Consider the following 20367-nt stretch of genomic DNA (forward strand, 5'->3'; position numbering starts at 1 on the left):
CGGCTAAGGGAAGAAAAATGACATTATGAAAACACTTTGCTTCTAGGAGACAACTCTATATAATAGGAATAGTGGACGAAGGGAAAGGAGGCCTAACGGGTGGAAGCATTGCTTATTATTCTTGGCGCAATCCTCGTATATTCCGTCATCACCTATTTGTGGCAACGGAGAATTGTCAAAGCATTGACGGAAGAAGAGTTCCGCGCCGGCTATCGAAAAGCGCAATTAATCGATGTCCGTGAACCCGATGAATTCGCGGGTGGACATATTTTAGGGGCGCGCAACATTCCGCTCACTCAGCTGCGTATGCGTATGAAAGAACTCCGCAAAGACCAGCCCATTTATTTATATTGCCAAAACGGGCTGCGCAGCGGGCGGGCCGCACAAATGCTTTACCGAAAAGGATACCGCAATTTGTACCATTTAAAAGGCGGATTTAAAAAATGGACGGGGAAAGTAAAGAAAAATTCCTAGCTATTGCAAAAAAAGAGGCGCTCTGCTAGAAAAAAGCAGAACGCCTCTTTACGCTTGCAGCGATTAAAGCGATGATTCAAATTCCGGCGGCAGAACGACCGCCTCTAATACCGACGCGGCTGCGCCAATGGCGCAACTTTTTTCTTTCAGCTCCGAGACAATCATGTACGGCTCATTTTCATTTTTAACGAGAATGCGCTCTTCCACTTCTTTGCGCGCTGCTCGGAGTATATAATCACCGGCGCTGGCGAGCGGACCGCCGATAATGACTGCCTCTGGGTTGTACGCATAAATCACCTGCAGCAGCCCGATACCGAGATAGCGGCCCGTTTCTTCCAAAATACGCGCCAGCTGGTCATCGCTTTCGGCCGCCAACGCCATCGCGGCGATGGAAAAGCGGTCGTCAAGCCACTCTACACGTCCCTCTTCCGCCAAACGGCGTTCAATATATTTTTGCGACGCGTACATTTCCCAGCAGCCGATGTTGCCGCAGTTGCAGCGAACACCGTTTAAGTCGATCGTATGATGGCCGATTTCACCCGCCAGCCCGTTCACCCCTCGATACAGCTGATGATGAAGGACGACGCCGGCGCCGATGCCAATGCCGGCGCTAATATAAACAAAATGGGCAAACTCCTTGCCGGCGCCGAACCATTTTTCTCCGAGCGCCGCCAGCTTTGCCTCATTTTCGACGATGACCGGATATTGCGGCCACTGTTTTTGCAAAGCCGAGGCAAGTGACACATCGCCCCAGCGCAAGTTCGGCGCGAAAATGACCGTCCCGCTTTCTGTGTGAACGATGCCAGGGACACCGATCCCGATCCCCATCACACCGTACGGCGTTGCTGGCGCTCGACGGATAGCCGCCTCAATCAGTTCGACCATCTCACTCACAATCGCCTCCTGCCCCTCCTCTGGGCGGAACGAACGCCGCTGCTCCCAAATGATTTCGGCATTTAAGTTCGTCAAAACAGCATATAAATAATTGACGCCAAGCTCAACGCCGATGAGCGAGCCGGCGTCGGCGTTAAAGCGAAGCATCAGCGGGCGTCGGCCGCCAGTCGAAACGCCGATTCCACTTTCGTGGACCAAATGCTCGTCAATGAGTTCATCGACGAGAGCGGAAACGGTCGCTTTGTTCAATCCGGTTATTTTCGCAATGTCGGCGCGTGAAATCGGATGTTGGTCGCGAATCAATTTCAACACAAGCTGTTTATTCATTTTTTTGACAAGAGTAATGTTTCCTGTCCGCACGTGACTAGTCATCCTTTTTTCGTTTAGTATGCCCCGCGAATGTGCGGATGCACTTCAGTCTCGTAAAACTGGCGAAGCCGCGCCATTTCTTCTTCACTGAACGATGGCACCGCCAACGCCGCCAAGTTTTCTTCGACTTGTTTCACCGTTTTAAATCCTGGAATGGCGCACGTCACTTCTTCATGGTCAATGACCCATCGGAGCGCCGCTTTCGCCATGCTGCCGCGCCCATCGGCAATCCAACGCAGCTTGTCGGCGAGCTCCACCCCTTTTTCAAACTCCAAGCCGCCGAACGTTTCCCCTACATTAAACTGTTCACCGTTGCGGTTGAAATGGCGGTGATCATCCTCAGCAAACGTCGTTTGCTTCGTGAACTTACCAGTCAGCAGTCCGCTGGCGAGCGGAAGGCGGACCAAAATGCCGACGCCGCGCCGTTTCGCTTCCGGAAGCAGACGCTCGAGCGGCTTTTGCCGCAAAATGTTGAAAATGACTTGCAGCGCGCTTGCCTGCGAATGCTCGATGACGTACAGCCCTTCTTCTATCGTTTCAACGCTGACGCCGTAATAGCGGATTTTTCCTTCCTGCTTTAACTTCTCTAACACTTCAAACACGGCGCCTTGCTTTAAAATGGAAAACGGCGGGCAATGAATTTGATACAAATCAATCGTCTCGCGGCCGAGCCGTTTTAAGCTTGCCTCACAATATGCGCGCACGGACGCTTCGGAATAGTTGTTTGGGTCATGGATATCGCCGGCGCGACAAAACTTCGTTGCTATGTAGATGCGGTCTTCCTTCCCTTTTGTCGCCTTCGCCAACAGCTCCTCGCTATGGCCGTTGCCGTACACATCAGCCGTATCAAAAAAGTTAACCCCCTGCTCAATGGCGTAAGCGAGGGCGCGCAACGATTCTTGATCGTCGACTTTCCCCCATGAGCCGCCGATCGCCCACGTACCGAAGCTGAGTTCGCTCACTCGAAGGTCGGTACTTCCTAACTGCCGGTATTGCATGTCTCACTCCCCCTTATTCATGGATCACCGCCATTAGTTTATATGATAAACTAACTAAACTTTTCTGTCAACGCTGCAATAGCGGCGCAGCCGGGCTAAACGAAACGGCCCGCCCATTTTTGGACGAGCCGCTTATCGGTATTAGTTTCTCGTTTTTTGATAGCGCAAAATCGGCTTGCGGGCCGCAGTCGTTTCATCGAGCCGTTTAACAACAGTCGTATGCGGCGCTTCTTGGACGATTTCCGGAGTTTCTTCCGCTTCCTTGGCAATTTGAATCATCGCATCGATAAACGCGTCAAGCGTTTCTTTCGATTCGGTCTCAGTCGGTTCGATCATCATGCACTCTTCAACGATGAGCGGGAAGTAAATCGTCGGCGGATGGAAGCCAAAATCCAGCAGCCGCTTTGCTATATCCAACGTTCTGACTCCAAGCTTCTTTTGCCGTTTGCCGGAGAGAACGAACTCGTGCTTGCAATGGCGGTTATACGGCAAATCGTAATAGTCGGCAAGTCGACGCATCATATAGTTGGCGTTTAAGACGGCGTATTCGCTCACCGCTTTTAAGCCGTCCGGCCCCATCGAGCGGATGTACGTGTACGCCCGGACATTGATCCCGAAGTTGCCGTAAAACGGCTTGACACGTCCGATCGATTGCGGGCGATCGTCATCGAGATAATAGCCGTTTTCTCCTTTGGCAATGACCGGCTTCGGCAAAAACGGGATGAGGTCAGCTTTCACCCCGACCGGACCAGAACCTGGGCCCCCGCCGCCGTGCGGGCCGGTAAACGTTTTATGCAAGTTCAAATGGACGACGTCAAAGCCCATATCACCTGGTCGCGCCTTACCAAGAATGGCGTTTAAGTTCGCGCCGTCATAATACAGCTTGCCGCCCGCCTCATGGACGATTTCTGCCATTTCGACGATCTGCTCTTCAAACAGCCCGAGTGTGTTCGGGTTTGTGAGCATAAGCGCCGCTGTATCCGGGCCGACAACGCGCTTTAAGTCCTCTAAGTCAACAAGTCCATCAGCAGTCGAGCGAACCGTAACTGTTTCAAAGCCGGCAACCGTTGCCGACGCCGGATTCGTGCCGTGCGCCGAGTCAGGAACGATCACTTTCGTCCGTCCGAAATCGCCGTTTGCTTCGTGATAGGCACGGATCATCATCAGCCCGGTCCACTCGCCGTGAGCGCCAGCCGCCGGTTGCAGCGTAACTGCATCCATTCCGGTAATTTCTTTTAAGTGCTCTTGCAAGTCGTACATGAGTTCAAGCGCCCCTTGCACCGTTTCCTCCGGCTGCAGCGGATGGATGTGAGCAAACCCGGCGAGACGGGCGACATTTTCATTGATTTTCGGATTGTATTTCATCGTGCACGACCCGAGCGGGTAAAATCCTGAATCGACGCCGTGGTTCCGCTTGGAGAGCGCGGTATAATGGCGCATTAAGTCCAATTCTGACACTTCCGGCAGCTCCGGCTCCTCAGTGCGAAGATAATCAGCCGGCACAAGCTCGCTTACATCAACAGCAGGAACGTCAAGTGTCGGTAAGCTGTAGGCAATTCGTCCTGGCTTGCTTCGTTCGAAAATGAGCGGTTGATCGTTATGCATGGCCATCCCCCAATTCGTTTACAAACCGATCGATTTCTTCCTTCGTCCGCAGTTCTGTGACAGCAACGAGCATATGGTTGGCAAGCTCCGGATAATCGAAGCCGAGATTATAGCCGCCGATGATCCCTTTTTGCCGCAGGCGGGCGTTGACATCATCGACCGGCTGGTTGAGCCGGATGACAAACTCGTTAAAAAACGGGCCGGCAAATGGCGATAATAAGCCGCGTTTTTGGAGCTCGCTTTTCGCATAATGCGCCTTTTGCATGTTCATCGTCGCCATCTCTTTCACCCCCCGCTTGCCGAGCGCCGAGAGCGCCACTGAAGCAGCCAAGGCGTTTAACGCTTGGTTTGAACAAATGTTCGATGTCGCTTTATCGCGACGTATATGCTGTTCACGTGCCTGCAACGTCAACACAAATCCACGGCGACCTTCCTCGTCGGTCGTCTGCCCGACAAGACGCCCCGGAATCTTCCGCATGAGCGGCGCTTTGACGGCAAAATAACCGCAGTGTGGACCTCCAAATTGCATCGGGATACCAAACGGCTGCATATCACCGACGACGATGTCGGCCCCAAACTCCCCAGGCGGGGTCAAAACACCAAGGGCGAGCGGATTGCTAGCAACAACAAATAAACTCTTCTTTTCATGGACGAGCGGCTCAATCGCTTTAAGCGGCTCAATCTGGCCGAAAAAGTTTGGATATTGGATTACAACGCACGCCACATCGTCTCCCATTTCGGCTGCAAGCACCTCAAGATCAGTGACACCGCCGTTATACGGAATTTCTTTCACCTCAAGCCGCTGTCCGTTCGCATACGTGCGCACGACTTCACGATATTGCGGATGGACGGCGTTAGAGATAAGCACTTTGCGGCGCTTCGTATGGGCCGCGCTCAGCAGCACTGCTTCTGCAAGCGCCGTGCCGCCGTCATACATCGACGAGTTGGCGACGTCCATGCCGGTCAGCTCACACACCATCGTTTGGAATTCGAAAATGGCCTGCAGCTCGCCTTGCGAAATTTCCGGCTGGTACGGCGTATACGCCGTGTAAAACTCGGAACGCATTAAAACATGGTCGACGACGGCCGGAATATAATGATCGTACACCCCGGCACCTAAAAAAGAAACATATTGTCTCGCATTAGCGTTTTTGTCCGCCAGCGCACTTAACTCTTTCCACAGTTCCGATTCCGATTTTGCCCGTTTCACATTCAGTTCACCGCGGAAGCGGACTTGTTCCGGAATGTCAGCGAACAGCTCATCGATCGAGGCAACACCGATCGTCTTCAACATCTCTTGTTTGTCTTCTTCCGTCATCGGCAAATAACGGTGGAGCACAGTTTTCCTTCCCCCTTACTTATGACTTGGCCCGCTTGTAAAACGGGGTCGGTACAATGGTTGCTTTCAATCGTTTGCCACGGATGTCCACTTCTACTTCTTGGCCAATCGCAGCCACTTCCGCTTTGACAAGAGCTAGACCGATGTTTTTTTTCAACGTCGGCGACTGCGTGCCGGTTGTGACGAAGCCAGCTTCTTCGCCGGCGGCAAACACGCGGTAACCGTGGCGCGGAATGCCTTTATCGATCATCTCGATGCCGACAAGCCGACGCGGCGGCCCAGCTTCTTTTTGCTGCTTCAGCACGGCTTGGCCGATAAATGGCGGCTCTTTTTCCGTTTTGACGGCAAAGCCGAGCCCGGCTTCAAGCGGCGAGATCGTTGCTGAGAGTTCTTGGCCGTAAAGCGGCAAACACGCTTCAAAGCGGAGCGTGTCACGCGCCCCTAACCCGCACGGGAGGACGCCGTCCTCAGCTCCAGCCGTTAAGATAGCCTCCCATAAAGTAATGGCATCTTCCGCTTGACAGTATAGTTCAAACCCGTCCTCACCGGTATAGCCGGTACGGGAAACGAGCGTCTTTACGCTGGCCACTTCCACACCATCTTGGAACGAAAACGGACGCAGCGCCGACAAATCCATATCGGTCAATTTTTGCAGCACGCGTTCGGCAGCTGGCCCTTGCAAAGCAAGCAACGCCGTTTCCGCCGACACATCCTCGAGTTCGACGTCACCATCTGCGTGCTCGCTTAGCCACGCAAAATCTTTTTCCGTATTTGCAGCGTTGACGACAAGCAAATAGTCGTCTTCCCCTTTTTGATAAATCAACAAGTCATCAACGGTGCCAGCGCTTTCATCACACATGAGCGTATATTGCACCCGTCCCGGCCGCAGCTTAGCGACATCGTTCGTCATCAGTTTTTGCAAAAAAGGGAGACTGCCACCGCCGCGGACGATGATTTCCCCCATATGGGAAACATCAAACAGCCCGGCGCGCGTTCTTACAGCATTGTGTTCTTCCTTGATGCTTGAAAATTGCACCGGCATTTCCCAGCCGCCAAATTCAACTGTCTTGGCGCCGTAACGGGCATATACCGGAAAAAGTGGCGTGCGCTTCAGCATCCGATTCCCTCCTTTTTAATCTGTGACGCAAAAAAAAGGACAGACTCCACCCTTTATATAAAAGGGGGCTCTGTCCTGGCACCTGAAAGTTTCCCGTCGACCATCGATCGACACAGCCATTAGCCGTTGACGCTGGCCGAGCGGTTTCCTCTTGGGTGGTCCGCCTATGGGCAGACGCTCTCCAGAGCTGCGTCAAGCAAGAGTCTTTTTGCCTGAGAGATTCGCGTTTCCGCTTGCTCCTTCGGCGCTACATTCCGTAGTCTCTCCCCTTGCCGTCATCCGCCGATTCATAAATTTTTCCAAAGCGGGCATACTAAAAACGCCCTTATCAATCATTCATAAGAATGTTCTAAATTTATACTACCATTAACCACATAAAAAGGGCAATAGAAAATAATCGAACTTTCATAAGAATTAAATACAAAATTGTTCTTATTTTGTTTAACATATAACCTATCATCCACACAAATATTCGTAACAAGGGAAGGGGATGGCCATGGACATCGAGATAAAAATGGACGAAACATGGAAGGAGGAGTTTCTTGAGCGCGTCGAAAAAGACGGTCCATGGGCGAGCTGGGAAATGTACGAGTTAGCGTTAGAGGCCGCCCATCATTTAAGCGTGCCGGAATTTAACGGCTTGCAGGCACCGAAACATTTGCCGCATTTAACGATTCTGCCGCACCAGCTTGAAGTGGCGCGCCGCGTCGTCGAAGAGATGAATGGCAAAGCGATTTTGGCCGATGAAGTGGGTCTTGGCAAAACGATTGAAGCGGGGCTCGTCCTCAAAGAATACATGATTCGCGGTCTTGTCAAAAAAGCGCTCATTCTCGTTCCCGCCTCCCTTGTTTCACAATGGGTGAAAGAGCTGAACGAAAAGTTTTTCATCCCGGCCGTCCAGCAAAAAAAGAGCTATGTATGGGAACAATGCGACATCGTCGTCTCATCGATCGATACAGCGAAAAAACCGCCGCACCGCGACATCATTTACGAGCAGCCGTATGATATGATCATCATCGATGAGGCGCACAAATTAAAAAACAACAAAACGAAAAACTACGAGTTTGTGCAAAATTTAAAAAAGAAGTTTTGTTTGCTGCTGACAGCAACGCCAATCCAAAACCGGATCGAAGAAATTTTCAACCTTGTCTCGCTCCTGAAACCTGGCCATTTAGGCAACGCCGAACAGTTTGCGAAAACGTATGGCAAAACGCGAGCGGTGCAAACAAACGATCATTTAAAAGCGCTCGTCAACAAAGTGATGATCCGCAACCGTCGTGCCGACACACCGATCGAATGGTCAAAACGCCACGTCGAGCCGGTGTTGATCGAGTTTACAGACGAAGAACGCGAACTGTATGAGGCAGTAAAGGCGCTCCGCCATGAATCGTTCGCCGGTTCGTTTTCGCTTATCACGCTCCTTCGCGAAGCGTGCAGCAGTCGTGAAGCGTTGTTTTTAACGATTAAAAACATGATCGATAAGTGTGAAGGGGCGGTTCCGGAAGCGCTTGAACATGTGCTTGAAAAAATCAACGCTGTCACAACGAACTCAAAGGCGGAAAAAGCGCTCGAGCTCATCCGCTCCATTAATGACAAAGTGATTATTTTCACCGAATATCGGGCGACACAGCTCTATTTGCAATGGTTTTTAAAGCAGCACGGCATTTCGTCCGTCCCGTTCCGCGGCGGCTTCCGGCGCGGCAAAAAAGACTGGATGCAAGAGCTGTTTAAAAACCATGCTCAAGTGTTTATCGCCACCGAAGCGGGCGGTGAAGGGATCAACTTGCAATTTTGCCGCTACGTCATCAACTACGACCTGCCGTGGAATCCGATGCGCCTCGAGCAACGGATCGGCCGCGTCCACCGGCTCGGCCAAACGGATGATGTCCACATTTACAATTTCGCCGTCAAACAGACGGTTGAAGAACATATTTTAACGCTTCTGTACGAAAAAATCCGCTTATTCGAGCGAGTCGTTGGTGAACTGGATGACATTTTGGCAAAAATGAACCTCGCCAACCTCGAGCATTATTTTGAAGACGCCCTCGTCCATTCGCGGAGCGAAGGGGAAATGAAAATTAAAATGGAAAATATTATGGCCATGATCGAGCTGGCGGAGCAACTCGGAAAAAAAGGGGGCGAACGGCATGCAGCAACATGAAATCCGTCGTTTTGTCGAGCGTTACTTTACGGCGAACGGCTGCACCTTTTTAGAAGCAAACGACAACTATATGACGATCCAGCTGACGGCAGAAATGGATAAAGAACTGATGAATCGGCCGTTCTATTGGCATTACATCGAACGGACGGGCGGCGTTCCGCAACCGATGCAGCTGACACTGATCACCCGTCCAAACGAGCAGACGAACAAGCTAAAAGGAGAACGGCTTCATTTCGGAGCGCCACGGCTGCACCAGCTGTTCCGCTCGGCCCAAAAACGCGGCAGCTTTATCCGGCTGTACGAAGAACCAGAGTCCCCGCTCAATGGAAATGCTGCCCTTCATCCGTGGCTTGGCATGAACGTTGTCATTTCGTATGAATGCGACCGAAAAAAAGATGATCTCGTTTCACTTGGTCTTCATCTAATCAGTGGAACAATCATCGAATCGTTTCATGAACGGCTGCGTGAGCGGCGGTTGACGCCGAAAATCCCGGATTATTGCTTCACCATTTCTCCGCTCATTAAGCCACGAAGCGGCATCAGCCGCCTTGAACAATATATTCGCGGCCGCATCGCCGCTGACGACCACACATGGGCCGACGAAGCACGCCAACGCTGGGCCGATGATTTGGCGCTGCTTGATGAGTTTTACAAAGATACAGAAGAAAAGCCAGAATGCTATTATATCGAAAAAGAAGCGCTTGAAAAGCAATATAAACCGCGCATCACCGTTTCTATCATTAACGGCGGCCTGTTCTATTTAATGCCCCGCTCCTCATGACACCCCTATAACCGGGCAATCTGGCGCCGTTTCAACCAAAAAACACCCGCCAGCCGACAAGGCCAGCGGGTGTCCGTCATGAGCGGCGCCGAAACAACAAGCGGAACGAAAGCGGCATCAGCCCGAACAGGCGGTAAGAGAGCGGAGGCTTCTCTTGTTTCCGCTCACTTCGCCGCCGTGTCCGTTCCTCTTTCGGCATATCCATGTATGCGACAAACTGCTGGGTGACAAATTTGACATAATCATTGACCGCCATCAAAGTCCCCCCTTTTCCTTTTAGTTTTTCCGTCTCTTTCCTTTTTTAATCGTTTTGCTCGCTCCACTCGGTGATATGGAGCGCTGGAAGCATGACCGTAAACACGACACTTCTTCTAAATCCGGATGACGAGCGGACAGACAAGGCGACACGGACGCTCGTTTCTCCTTCTTTTTCCCAACGGTAGACAGCCGTCCCGCGCGGGTACGTCCATTCCCCTTCGCGCACGGTCATCGTTGGATCCGACAGTGCGATTTGTTCTTTCACGTCAAACACGGCCATCTGCACGAGCTCATCGGCTTCGGCCGCCTGTCGATCGGCATGCGCCGCCTGTTGTTCCACTTCATACAAAAGCACGATGTGCGTGACGGAAAAAGCGAGCAGCAAAGCAACAACCGCTACAAGCGGAAAAACGACGCCGTCCTGACGTCCCATCTTCCCCTTCTGCTCCTTTCTCTTTGTTCCTCCGTCCTTTGCTCTCAAGCCGATACAGCTCGTCGCCCAAGCAAGCGAAAGGAGGTATAACGGCTGCTAAGAGCCGCTAGCCATTCAGTAAAAGATCCTCCCACTAAAACGCCCGCGCCACAAACGCTTCATAAACCATTCCATCGGTAGCTGTCACTTGCACAAACAGACCACGGATGCCCGTACTGTATGAAACAGCACGCACATGACGAAGTGCTGTTTCGTTGCCAGTGCCGTCCACTTGGCGGATGATGTTGGATTTTACTAACGAAAAGCTCACCTTGTCGCCATTCCATTTTTGCAAATAAAGCGTCGCCCCGTCCGTCGACCATCGTTCCGTTTCATGCAATTCGATTTGCAGTTGCTGCAAAAACAAACGCCACTCAAGGTGCGTAAACCCATCAACTGACACATCAGCACCAAGCGGGCGGACGGATAGCAGCGCCGGGATGATCGCAGCAACGGTCAACGCGGCCGCCAGCACCAACAGCGCTTCCAAAAGCGTAAATCCGGACCCTCCCCCTGCTACCGCTTGCCGTACCCGCACCGTTCCACCTCGCGGCCGACGTAGTCGTTCCAACGCACGCATACTTTCCACATCTGCCCTCCTTCGTTGCGCGCCTGCAAACGAAACACCGTTCGTCCATCTGCCACCGTCGTTTCGCCGACAAGCGGCTCTTCATACAAAGCGATCGTTAACAGCCGGTGCGCTTTTTCCTCGAGCACGAGATTGTTTCGCTCAAGTGTGATTTGCATATACAAGGGAAGGAGGACAACAGCCGCCGTCCATAACAATGCTAGGGCAAACAACGCCTCAACGAGCAAAAATCCGCCGCTACATTTTTTGTACATAAAACCGCCCTTTTCCGAGCAAAAACGTCACTTTATAACTGTTTTCGCTACTTTTTACCCAAACAGTCCCGCCTTGTTCAATATTGCCGTTATCAGTAAAGACGACCGGATTGCGCAGCGTGCCAATCTGAAACCGCCATGGCGCCGGGAGCGTGCGGACGACGATCTGCTGACCACTCTCCGCATCAACCACCCGATACTCACCGCGTCCTTCGGTGAAAAACACGGATACTTTCCCTCGCTTGGCGATGGCATGCTGCTGAGCGCCATACAAATCGGCTCGCAGCAGCGCCAGCATATACGCTTCCTCACGCTGCTGCATGATCCCACCAAGCTCTGGGACGGCCAGTGCCGCCAACAGAAGCACGATCGACAAAACGACTAGCATTTCAAGCAGCGTAAACCCACCGTTACGAGCCAATTTCGCTCACATCGCCATTCTCGTTAATTTTGATCGCATGACCGTTCGGGCATTTGTCCGATTTAATATAACGGCCATCAAGCAATTGTTGAACGGTTGGAATTTTGTTATGCTCCATCTCATATGCCTTCACTTGCGCCTGTACCATGCTCAAAAACGCCTCACATCCTTTGTCGTTAATCATGCCGTTATGCTTTGTGATGTTTGGAATCGCAACTAACAGCAACACTGAAATGACCATTAACACAATGAGCATTTCAATAAGTGTAAACCCTTTTTCGTTCATGGCAACTCCTCCTTCATATCGTCAGTCTCACCTCTCATCTTTAGCCGCCGCATATTCCTATGCAACTTTACAGCCCGTTCAACATCGAAAACATCGGCAGCAAAATAGCCAAATACATGCCGACGACAAGCACCCCGACTGCTGACAACAAGAGTGGCTGCACAAGCTTCAACGCTGTTTCAAGCTTCTTTTCGATCACTTGCAGCAAAAACTCACCGTAATGTTCGAGCTCTTTGCCAAGTTCGCCGTTCGACTGGCCGTGGCGGATGACAAGCGCCAGCTCCGGTTCATAATAGCGGACAACGCTGACGAGATGATCAAGCGGCATCCCTTTGACCAACCCATCACGAATTCGTTTACCTTCCATTTGTAGAAACGGCCAAGAGAAAGGCTCACTGAAAACCCCGAGGGCTTCGTAGACAGACAACCCCGCTTGCAGAAGACGGCCGAGCTGGCGGGCCATAACATACGTAACCAACAGTTTCACAACCGAAGCGCACCACGGAATGGACAAGGAGAGCTGAAGCTGGCGGGCAATCGGCCAGCGGCGGAAGAAAACAGCGTAAAACAGCCAGGAGAATATGGCGAAGGAAGCGATGACGACCAACGCCATCGGAGCGTGAGCGATGAGCGCAATAAGTAGAGAAGTTTGTTCATTTTCAGGTGAAAGCGCCGCGGCGGTTCGCTCAAATTGCGGAAGCAGCCATCGTTCCATCAATAGTAGCATGACGATGAGCAAAGCGAAAAGAAAAAGAGGGTAGCGCCCAAAGCGGCGCAGCTGTTCACCGAAACGCGCTTTTTGTGCGAGCGCCGCCCCCGCCTCCGCCATGCCGCGCGGCAAATCGCCATGCCTTTCGGCAAAAAAGAGCAGGCTGACAGCAAGACGGTCGACAGGCAGCTCCTCGATGGCGGCAAACAACGGCAAACCGGCCCGCAGCTGCTGCAAGCAACGTTCAAGCTCCAACCGGCGCTTCATTGGGGCTTGGATGGCTAAAAATTCGAGCGCTTGTCCGAGCGGATAGCCGCGCTCAAGCAGCCGGCCAAGTCGAGTAAAAAACAATGCTTGTTCAGCAAGCGGCCACGTTTTCTTCTTCATCGTTCTCCCCCTCCGACAAGTTCAAGCGCGCGAGTCGGCAAATACCCGAGTGCGATTCCTTTGCGGATGAGGCGTGCTAATGTCAGATGTGGGCGGAGCCGTTGCTCGCCTTCCCCCGACAGCGAACGGATGACATCAAAGAGCGCTGAGCCGTAAAGCAGCTCATGAACGGCAGCACGCCGTCTTCGTTGAAGCCGACGACAAGCCGGATGGCAATTGTCACCGCATAGCGGGCAGCGAAGCTCAACAAGACGCTGCGCCGAAACAGCAAGCAACGTCTCAGCCAAGTCGCCGGGAGACACCCCGAACTCATGGAGCCGATACACTGCGCCGACTGCATCAGCAGCATGCATGGTCGATACCACCAAGTGCCCTGTCAACGCTGATCGTACGGCGATCGCTGCCGTATCATGGTCGCGGATCTCGCCGACCATTAACACATCCGGGTCATGGCGCAAAGCGGCTTTCAAGCTGGCTGCATACGTGATACCTGCTTTTTCATTGATCTGCACTTGCAAAAACCGATCATTCCGCTTTTCAATCGGATCTTCCAACGTGATAATGTTACGTTGTCTTTCCGCTTGGCAAACGTCGAGAAGCGTATACAATGTCGTCGTCTTTCCCGACCCGGTTGGGCCGGTCAGCAACACGAGTCCTTGTGGCTGCTGCATAAAGGAAAACAATCGTGCGGTGGAGTGGGAAAATAAGGATAGTTCACGAAGCGGCAGCGAAAAGCGCTGCGGTAGAAGGCGGATGACGAGGCTTTCATCATAAAGCGTCGGCAGCGTGGATAAGCGCAAATACACCGTTTCCCCGGACTCATTCACTTCCATCGCGCCGCTTTGCGGACGACGGCGTTCGCCAATATCCATGCCAGCCAAAAATTTGAAATGGACGATGACGCGTTCAGCGGTTTCTTTCGAGATTGTACCAACATCGATGAGCATGCCGTCAAGGCGGAGGCGAATGATCGCATCATGTCGGCGCGGGACGAGATGAAGGTCAGAGGCGCGGCGTTGCACCGCTTCGGCGAGGAGACGGTTCGCTACTTGTTCGATATCATCCAGAACATATTCCCTCCTTTCGACAGATTGCTTTGTATTTCGACAGATGTTGCTCGTTTTCCTGCTGCTTGTCGAAAAAATTTTTCGTGAACATTTTTTGAATTTTGTCCGACTCGCCGCCAATAGTGACAAAAATCATTCCTTGCTTTGACCCATTTCATTATAATAACCGTATCAATGATTTATTTAGGAGGGAAACCCGATGGAACAAACGTTAAAAATTACAAATGTGCTATCTGACCCAACAAGGTTTCATATTTACGAATACATGGCTAAAATACACCGCGAAGTTTCGGTTCAAGAGATCGCCGAAAAATTCCACATCCATCCGAACGTTGCCCGTCTTCACTTAACAAAACTTGAAGATGTTCGCATGGTCGTATCGGATACGCAAAAAACGGGAAAAGGCGGACGTCCGAGTCGATTGTACCGATTGTCGGACGAAGTAGTCGGGCTGTACTTTCCGTTCCGTGATTACAAGCTTTTGGCCCACATCGCCATTCAAACGATGGCCAAACTCGGTCCGATCGGGCTTGAAGCATTGCGTGAAACGGGAAAACAATTTGGCTATGAACTCGTTGCCAACCGCCTGCCGCATAACAGATCAACAAGTGCGCTTACCTTGGAGGAAAAAATCCGCATCATGGAAGAAGCAGCTGAAGCGGCCGGATTTCTTCCGCAAATTCACTATGAAGAAGACGAACAAATGCTTTACCTCGACATTTTCAACTGTCCATTCAAAGAAATCGCCGTACAGCAACCGGATACCGTTTGCGGAATGCACCATGCTTTTTTAGAAGGAATGGTGGAAGCGCTGTTTGCCGATGCCAAACTGAATGAAACAGAAAATATGATGAACGGCAGCCGCCGTTGCGCCTACCGCATCGCCATCCGCCCGTAGCAGCGGTCCTTCTCCCCTTTTTTTCTTCATACGAGGGTGGCTGTTTGACGGCAGGCGCCCAATCTTTTTCTTACAGCCTGTCCGAAAGCGTTATTTACATTCCCAACTATTGTACATTATAATAAGTAAGGACAACTGGATTGCATAAAAGGAGGGATACATAATGGATCGCATGTTCCGCGTGCTTGCCTTTTGGACTGGCATTTTCGCCGTCATGTTTTACCTCGGCCATATGCATACAACCTCGCTCATCTTCTTTGGCCAAACGGTGTTTTTCTTGTTCCTTGGCTTTTTAAAGCTGACCGAAAGAATGTACATTTATATTTTCGGGGCATATTTAACGATTTTCTTTGCTGCGTTCACGTATTGGACAACATTTATGATGGTACCCGGCATGGGCGAATAAAAACAGGCAGATCCCTCTGCCTGTTTTTCTTTACGGCAAAAACTCCGGCGCCGCCCAAATATCCACGGCGGAAAGCCTTACTCCTTTTTGATGAATGAGCACATCAAAAAAGCGGCTGATGCCGTCATCGGTAATAAGCGTGCGGATCATTCGGTTTTGTCGACTCGCCGATGAAAACAACTCCGCGCTTTCGGAAACGACCCATTCGTTTAAGAGACCAGCCGCTAACAAAAACCGATCTTGGCGGACGAACGCCACTTCCTCCCACCCGGCCCGCCGGGCGTATAAACGAAGTGCATCCCATTGCACATGGGACGTCAAGTCCATCTCTCCCGGATGACAGAGCGGGTCTGAAATGAGCTGATGGCGGAAATAGCCGCGTAAACTCCCGTGCCGACGCGTTGGTGCCCCCAGCTGTTCATCCGTGTAACCGTAATCGATTGTTACCATCACTGCTTGACGGAACAGCGGGCTGATTTCGAGCCAAAACTGTTTCATCGCCAACGGCACTTCCAACCGCTGACCTTCGGAGAGAGCCAAACCGCGCTCATCCAAATAATGAATAATGTCCGGATTTCGAAGCGGTGCTTTTTCCTCAACGAGCCGACCGTTGCGGGCGGCGACAAAACATTCGTACAAAACACCCTGTTCCTTTGTGATGACATGGACTGGAAATGCATCAAAAAATTCGTTGCTAAACACAATGCCGGAAAACGGCCCGCACTCATCAAGCCAACGAGAAATAGCGTCATATTGTCTCACTCGTTCCGCAACCGGACGCAGCGTTTCCTGTTGGCGCCGGCGGTGAAACGGACTTTGGTCGATGATCGTATACGACAAATTTTTATATGTATGCGGGCTTTTTTTCTTCCATTCTTCCAATACGGCCAGCGCTAGACGCCCGTCTCCGCCCCCCCATTCGCAAACAGCCGGCGGCAGCCCTCCCTGTTCTACAAGTCGGATCAAAAACGAAGCAAGCGCTTTTCCAAACGCCGGCGCCAAAGAGCTGTTCGTGAAAAAATCGCCTTCCTTTCCTATTTTCTCCCGTTCACGCGTGTAATAGCCGAAGCGTTCATCATAAAGGGCCATTTGCATATAATCCGCATATGACACTCGTCCGTCCGGCGCTGCGGCAATTTCCTTGTACAGTCGCTCCATCATTCATTCCTTCCTCAAGGTTTCTTGTTTTTTACTATTGACATAGTAAAAACAATCGTATATCGTTATATTAGTAGCTCAACTATATCCCCTCCCATGATGGTGAATAGAACATCCCCCGAAAACCCTTCTTGGCACGACTAAGGAGGGTTTTTTCTGTTTTTACAGGCAGACGGTCGTCTGCCTGTTTTTCATGATGCGAACATCGGTTAACTCCATGCGTTGCTTTTCTTATGAAAACCCATGCAAAAACGGATTTGTGTCCATTTCTGCGCCAATCGTCGTCTCCGGCCCATGGCCAGAGAGGACAATCGTCTCCTCAGGCAGCGTGAGCAACTCGTCATGAATGCTGTTTAGCAGCTGTTGATGATTGCCGCCTGGCAAATCGGTACGCCCAATGCTGCCGGCAAACAGCGCATCACCGGAAAATACAATTTGCGCTGCTTCGCAATAATACGAGACACTGCCCGGTGAGTGGCCCGGCGTTTCGCGGACGTCAAACACAAACGGGCCAATCGTCAGCGTCGTCCGCCCTGCGATGCATGTCGGTTCGCAGCGGACAACGACCGGAGCCCCAAAATAAAGCGAGCTATTTAACGCTGGATCTTGTAGCCACTGTTTTTCGTTTTCATGCAAATAGACTGGAACATCCCAGCGGGCGAGCACATCCGGAATGCCGCCGATATGGTCAAAATGGGCGTGCGTCAATAAAATTGCCAACGGCGTCAGCTGTTTTTCCTCCATTCGGCGAACGAGCACTGCTCCTTCCGCTCCGGGGTCAACGATGACGCATGAGCCGTCTTCGGCTGACAAAAGGTAAGCATTCGCCTGAATCGGGCCGACAGGAATGCGCGTCCATTCCATAACCGTTTCCTCCTTTATTTGGCATGGCCAATGCATGTTTAGCTTTATTTTACTGTTTTTTCCCACAAGATGAAAGGAAAAAATAAAAAGGGAATGGACCTCGACAAATGGAAGAAAAAAGATTACAATGAAAAAGAATGGACTCGTTTGTACATACTGTTTCATGAGGAGGGAAAACGATGGGTACAGTGATTATTTTCGCGCTCATCTCGTTGCTTGCCCTTTATGGAATGCTTCGGACGTTGCGCGAGAAAAACGTGCTCGGGTTTTTGTTCGGACTTGGAACGGCGGCTGTATTCGGCTGGTTTACGATCATGACAATTTTGCATAACGGAATTCCGACCGGCACACATTAAAAAGGCAAGAGGCAAATCGAGCCTCTTGCGTTTTTTTACGCCATTTTGAGCGTTGCTAAGAACAGGCCAAGGGCCTCTTGGTAAATTTGCGCAAATTGTGAGAGCGGCAGCGGATTGACGCCCTCTCCGAGCTCGACCGTATAGCCACGCCGCTTCCACATCTGAATGAACCAATCGCGATAGCCAGCATGGCTGTCAATGTAGCGGATAGCCTTGTATCCGCTTGCTTCCGCCATCGCCTTGACGGTCGCTTCCGCTTCGAATGGTTCCAATCCTTCATATCCCCAGTAAATTTCTTTTCCTTGTGTATGAAACGCGACAACCATGGCAAAATCGCTTGTTTCCGCCAACGCTGCCATCGCCTTCGCCTCCGGCTCAGTGAGGGGGGCAAAGCCTGGAAAATCACGCGGTGCCGGTGCTTTTGGCGGTTTGCGAGCCTGTTCAATTTCCCAGCGAGCCGGAAATTGATTGTTTAAATCAACGCCGCGAATATTCGCTTTCCATTGTGAAAAATCGAGCGAACCGCCGTTGATGCGGACGACGTCGTTTCGGTATGTCTCCTCTTCGGGCGGGCCGTTAAGCACGAGGTTGACACCATCCGGGTTGACCATCGGCACGATCGAAAGGGTAACTTTATGGTAATATTCAAGCACCCGATGGCCAGCAAGCACGGCATCATCGACAAGCGCTCGTAAATAATCATCAATGAGCGCCATTAACACCGCCGTTGTAATCCACTCATTAGCATGGAATGATCCGTTCATATGGATGCGCACGGGCCCACGGCCAATTTGCAGCTCGACAAGCGGCAAGCCGAGCACACTATGACCGATCGTCCGTCGGCGCACAAATGGATAGCAGCGAATAATCGCTTCAATATCTTCGGCAAGAGCGGCAAAATCATAAGGCTGGGCGCGACGGACAACAGGGGAAATGATCCGCTTCGGCAACGGCACTGTTCCGTTGATGACCGCCATCGCCCCCGGCAGCCGCTGCAGCGCCTCGACCGGCAGCGACAGGCAGCTAGCGAGCGCTTCCCACGTATCCATCATGTCATATCCTGGAATAGCAACCGTCTGTCCCGGGCATAGCCTTCCCTTTTCAACGTGCAAATTGGCGTCCATGATTAACTCGGTCGGCACACCAAACCATCGCCCATACTTCTCAAACGTATCTCCTGGCCATGCTTGAATGTGCATGCGCCGTCTCTCCTTCCCATTCTTCTATCTCCAACATATGTCAATGGACGCCAAAAAATGAAAACAACGGCTTGCCGCCATATGGCAGCCAGCCGTTGTTGTTTTAGGCACCGGCAAGCGCTTTGGCCAGCCAGGCGCCGCCGATGACACCCGCATCATTGCCGAGCGTCGCCAAGGCGATCTCAGCTCCAGCAGCGACGCGTGGAAAAGCGAAACGACGGAAATGGGTGGTCACATGCTCAACGAGTATATCGCCTGCTTTCGAGACACCGCCGCCGATGACGATTTTCTCCGGATTGGTTACATTGGCGGCGTTCGCCAACGCCAAACCGAGGTAGTGCGTCACTTCGTCAACGATTTGTAGCGCGAGCGGATCACCTGCTTTGGCGGCATCAAACACAGCTTTGGCGGTGACCTCTCCGCCGCGCAGCACGCTTGGCTGCTCGTCAGCGGCCAGTTTTTCGTTAGTGATCCGCACGATTCCGGTCGCCGACGCAATCGTTTCAAGACAACCGGTTTTTCCGCAATTACATGGCGCGCCTCCATCGACGACCATCGTCATATGGCCGAGCTCCCCACCGGCACCGTTCGTCCCGCGCACGATGGTGCCATTGGAGATCACACCGCCGCCCACGCCGGTGCCGAGCGTGACAAACAGCAAATGGCGTGCACCGCCCCCAGCTCCTTTCCACATTTCACCGAGCGCAGCGATATTGGCGTCGTTATCCACAGCCACCGGCAACATTGTTGCCGCTTCCAATTGCTGTTTCAAAGGATAATTCGTCCATCCTAAGTTGATGGCCTCATACAGCGTCCCCGTTTCCTCTTGCACCGGCCCCGGGGCGCCGATGCCGATTGCGAGCAATTGCTCTTTCGTCGCATTAAGCTTGACGAGCGTCTCATCAAGCGACCGGGCAATATCAGCGACAATATGCTCCCCGCGATTCGAAATATTGGTTGGGATCTCCCATTTATGCACGATATCGCCGCTAGTTGTCACAAACGCCATTTTGATCGTTGTACCGCCAAGATCAATACCTACCAACCATTGTTGCATTTCGTCCTCATCCTTTTGTCATTCGTTTTTCTCGCTCGATTTGCGCTTCATGCCGCAAAATGAATAGTGCGGCCTGCAACTGTTTGGCATCGATCAGCTGGGACTCGTACAGTTCTTTCACTTCCTCTTCCATCAACTCTAAATCGGCAAGCCGGTCGCCGACATAAATAATCGTGCCAAACTGTTTGAGCAACTGTTGCACATCATATACTGTCTTCATCGTCTTCTAAGCTCCTTTTCTCTCTTTT

The 20367-nt window shown here is 51.8% G+C and carries 24 protein-coding genes and 1 riboswitch; of the genes, 6 read left to right on the plus strand and 18 right to left on the minus strand.

From position 1 onward, the window contains the following. Positions 1 to 99 precede the first annotated feature (99 nt). Positions 100 to 474 (plus strand): rhodanese-like domain-containing protein, encoded by a 375-nt coding sequence (locus NSQ22_RS12700; protein ID WP_008879837.1) that lies wholly within the window; start codon positions 100 to 102, stop codon positions 472 to 474. A gap of 63 nt (positions 475 to 537) precedes the next feature. Here NSQ22_RS12700 and NSQ22_RS12705 read toward each other — a convergent pair whose 3' ends face one another. The 5 genes from NSQ22_RS12705 to gcvT form a co-directional block, all read right to left on the minus strand. Further along, positions 538 to 1728 (minus strand): ROK family transcriptional regulator, encoded by a 1191-nt coding sequence (locus tag NSQ22_RS12705; RefSeq protein ID WP_008879838.1) that lies wholly within the window; start codon positions 1726 to 1728, stop codon positions 538 to 540. Between the two features lie 23 nt (positions 1729 to 1751). Next, entirely contained in the window at positions 1752 to 2735 is a 984-nt protein-coding gene (locus NSQ22_RS12710; protein WP_008879839.1) for an aldo/keto reductase, read from the minus strand. Between the two features lie 141 nt (positions 2736 to 2876). Then, positions 2877 to 4340, minus strand: a complete 1464-nt coding sequence (gene gcvPB, locus NSQ22_RS12715) for an aminomethyl-transferring glycine dehydrogenase subunit GcvPB (RefSeq protein WP_029761066.1) — start codon at positions 4338 to 4340, stop codon at positions 2877 to 2879. Next, a complete protein-coding gene (gene gcvPA / locus NSQ22_RS12720) occupies positions 4333 to 5679 on the minus strand; it encodes an aminomethyl-transferring glycine dehydrogenase subunit GcvPA (RefSeq protein ID WP_029761068.1) in 1347 nt (448 codons plus the stop codon). The genes gcvPB and gcvPA overlap by 8 nt, the downstream gene beginning before the upstream one ends. 19 nt (positions 5680 to 5698) lie before the next feature. Further along, positions 5699 to 6796: a glycine cleavage system aminomethyltransferase GcvT gene (gene gcvT, locus NSQ22_RS12725; protein ID WP_008879842.1), complete on the minus strand. Its 1098-nt coding sequence runs from the start codon at positions 6794 to 6796 to the stop codon at positions 5699 to 5701. A gap of 190 nt (positions 6797 to 6986) precedes the next feature. After that, positions 6987 to 7075: riboswitch (glycine riboswitch) on the minus strand. 217 nt (positions 7076 to 7292) lie between these two features. Here gcvT and NSQ22_RS12730 point away from each other — a divergent pair. Together NSQ22_RS12730 and NSQ22_RS12735 are read left to right on the plus strand one after the other, a co-directional pair. Beyond that, on the plus strand, positions 7293 to 8957 hold the full coding sequence (locus tag NSQ22_RS12730; protein WP_011887795.1) for an SNF2-related protein: 1665 nt from the start codon (positions 7293 to 7295) through the stop codon (positions 8955 to 8957). Next, complete coding sequence (locus NSQ22_RS12735; RefSeq protein WP_008879844.1) at positions 8944 to 9738, plus strand: YqhG family protein; 795 nt, start codon at positions 8944 to 8946, stop codon at positions 9736 to 9738. Before NSQ22_RS12730 ends, NSQ22_RS12735 begins: the two co-directional genes overlap by 14 nt. Positions 9739 to 9814: 76 nt before the next feature. Here the strand turns inward: NSQ22_RS12735 and NSQ22_RS12740 are convergent, their stop codons facing one another. The 8 genes from NSQ22_RS12740 to comGA all read right to left on the minus strand — a co-directional run bounded on the left by NSQ22_RS12740 (position 9815) and on the right by comGA (position 14181). Next, the gene (locus NSQ22_RS12740) at positions 9815 to 9994 is read right to left on the minus strand and encodes a YqzE family protein (RefSeq protein ID WP_008879845.1); all 180 of its coding nucleotides are present in this window, start codon (positions 9992 to 9994) and stop codon (positions 9815 to 9817) included. 45 nt (positions 9995 to 10039) lie between these two features. Further along, positions 10040 to 10429, minus strand: a complete 390-nt coding sequence (gene comGG, locus NSQ22_RS12745; RefSeq protein WP_008879846.1) for a competence type IV pilus minor pilin ComGG — start codon at positions 10427 to 10429, stop codon at positions 10040 to 10042. Between the two features lie 133 nt (positions 10430 to 10562). Continuing rightward, positions 10563 to 11006 (minus strand): competence type IV pilus minor pilin ComGF, encoded by a 444-nt coding sequence (comGF, locus tag NSQ22_RS12750; RefSeq protein WP_339263576.1) that lies wholly within the window; start codon positions 11004 to 11006, stop codon positions 10563 to 10565. Further along, positions 10985 to 11311: a competence protein ComG gene (locus tag NSQ22_RS12755; RefSeq protein WP_339263578.1), complete on the minus strand. Its 327-nt coding sequence runs from the start codon at positions 11309 to 11311 to the stop codon at positions 10985 to 10987. The genes comGF and NSQ22_RS12755 overlap by 22 nt, the downstream gene beginning before the upstream one ends. Beyond that, positions 11295 to 11732 (minus strand): competence type IV pilus minor pilin ComGD, encoded by a 438-nt coding sequence (gene comGD / locus NSQ22_RS12760; protein ID WP_008879849.1) that lies wholly within the window; start codon positions 11730 to 11732, stop codon positions 11295 to 11297. Before comGD ends, NSQ22_RS12755 begins: the two co-directional genes overlap by 17 nt. Next, positions 11722 to 12018 (minus strand): competence type IV pilus major pilin ComGC, encoded by a 297-nt coding sequence (comGC, locus tag NSQ22_RS12765; protein ID WP_011887800.1) that lies wholly within the window; start codon positions 12016 to 12018, stop codon positions 11722 to 11724. The genes comGD and comGC overlap by 11 nt, the downstream gene beginning before the upstream one ends. Before the next feature lie 67 nt (positions 12019 to 12085). Beyond that, positions 12086 to 13114, minus strand: coding sequence for a competence type IV pilus assembly protein ComGB (gene comGB, locus NSQ22_RS12770; protein ID WP_008879851.1), 1029 nt, complete (start codon positions 13112 to 13114; stop codon positions 12086 to 12088). Next, positions 13111 to 14181, minus strand: coding sequence for a competence type IV pilus ATPase ComGA (gene comGA / locus NSQ22_RS12775; RefSeq protein WP_029760727.1), 1071 nt, complete (start codon positions 14179 to 14181; stop codon positions 13111 to 13113). The genes comGB and comGA overlap by 4 nt, the downstream gene beginning before the upstream one ends. Positions 14182 to 14380: 199 nt before the next feature. Between comGA and NSQ22_RS12780 the strand changes: the two genes are divergently transcribed. Further along, on the plus strand, positions 14381 to 15079 hold the full coding sequence (locus NSQ22_RS12780) for a helix-turn-helix domain-containing protein (RefSeq protein ID WP_008879853.1): 699 nt from the start codon (positions 14381 to 14383) through the stop codon (positions 15077 to 15079). Between the two features lie 163 nt (positions 15080 to 15242). Further along, positions 15243 to 15485, plus strand: a complete 243-nt coding sequence (locus NSQ22_RS12785) for a DUF2626 family protein (RefSeq protein ID WP_008879854.1) — start codon at positions 15243 to 15245, stop codon at positions 15483 to 15485. 30 nt (positions 15486 to 15515) lie between these two features. Here NSQ22_RS12785 and NSQ22_RS12790 read toward each other — a convergent pair whose 3' ends face one another. Together NSQ22_RS12790 and NSQ22_RS12795 are read right to left on the minus strand one after the other, a co-directional pair. After that, positions 15516 to 16643, minus strand: a complete 1128-nt coding sequence (locus NSQ22_RS12790; protein WP_035499228.1) for an SAM-dependent methyltransferase — start codon at positions 16641 to 16643, stop codon at positions 15516 to 15518. 231 nt (positions 16644 to 16874) lie between these two features. Continuing rightward, positions 16875 to 17507 (minus strand): MBL fold metallo-hydrolase, encoded by a 633-nt coding sequence (locus NSQ22_RS12795; protein ID WP_008879856.1) that lies wholly within the window; start codon positions 17505 to 17507, stop codon positions 16875 to 16877. 179 nt (positions 17508 to 17686) lie between these two features. On the opposite strand from NSQ22_RS12795, the gene NSQ22_RS12800 reads away from it, so the two are divergent. Continuing rightward, positions 17687 to 17863, plus strand: coding sequence for a DUF2759 domain-containing protein (locus tag NSQ22_RS12800; RefSeq protein ID WP_008879857.1), 177 nt, complete (start codon positions 17687 to 17689; stop codon positions 17861 to 17863). A 35-nt stretch (positions 17864 to 17898) separates the two neighbouring features. Here the strand turns inward: NSQ22_RS12800 and NSQ22_RS12805 are convergent, their stop codons facing one another. The 3 genes from NSQ22_RS12805 to NSQ22_RS12815 form a co-directional block, all read right to left on the minus strand. Further along, positions 17899 to 19062, minus strand: coding sequence for a M14 family metallocarboxypeptidase (locus NSQ22_RS12805; RefSeq protein WP_011887806.1), 1164 nt, complete (start codon positions 19060 to 19062; stop codon positions 17899 to 17901). Between the two features lie 103 nt (positions 19063 to 19165). After that, positions 19166 to 20119, minus strand: coding sequence for an ROK family glucokinase (locus NSQ22_RS12810; RefSeq protein ID WP_008879859.1), 954 nt, complete (start codon positions 20117 to 20119; stop codon positions 19166 to 19168). 7 nt (positions 20120 to 20126) lie between these two features. After that, on the minus strand, positions 20127 to 20339 hold the full coding sequence (locus tag NSQ22_RS12815; protein ID WP_008879860.1) for a YqgQ family protein: 213 nt from the start codon (positions 20337 to 20339) through the stop codon (positions 20127 to 20129). Positions 20340 to 20367 lie beyond the last annotated feature (28 nt).

Source organism: Geobacillus sp. FSL K6-3411 (genome assembly GCF_037965715.1).
GTDB classification, from domain to species: Bacteria; Bacillota; Bacilli; order Bacillales; family Anoxybacillaceae; genus Geobacillus; species Geobacillus thermodenitrificans.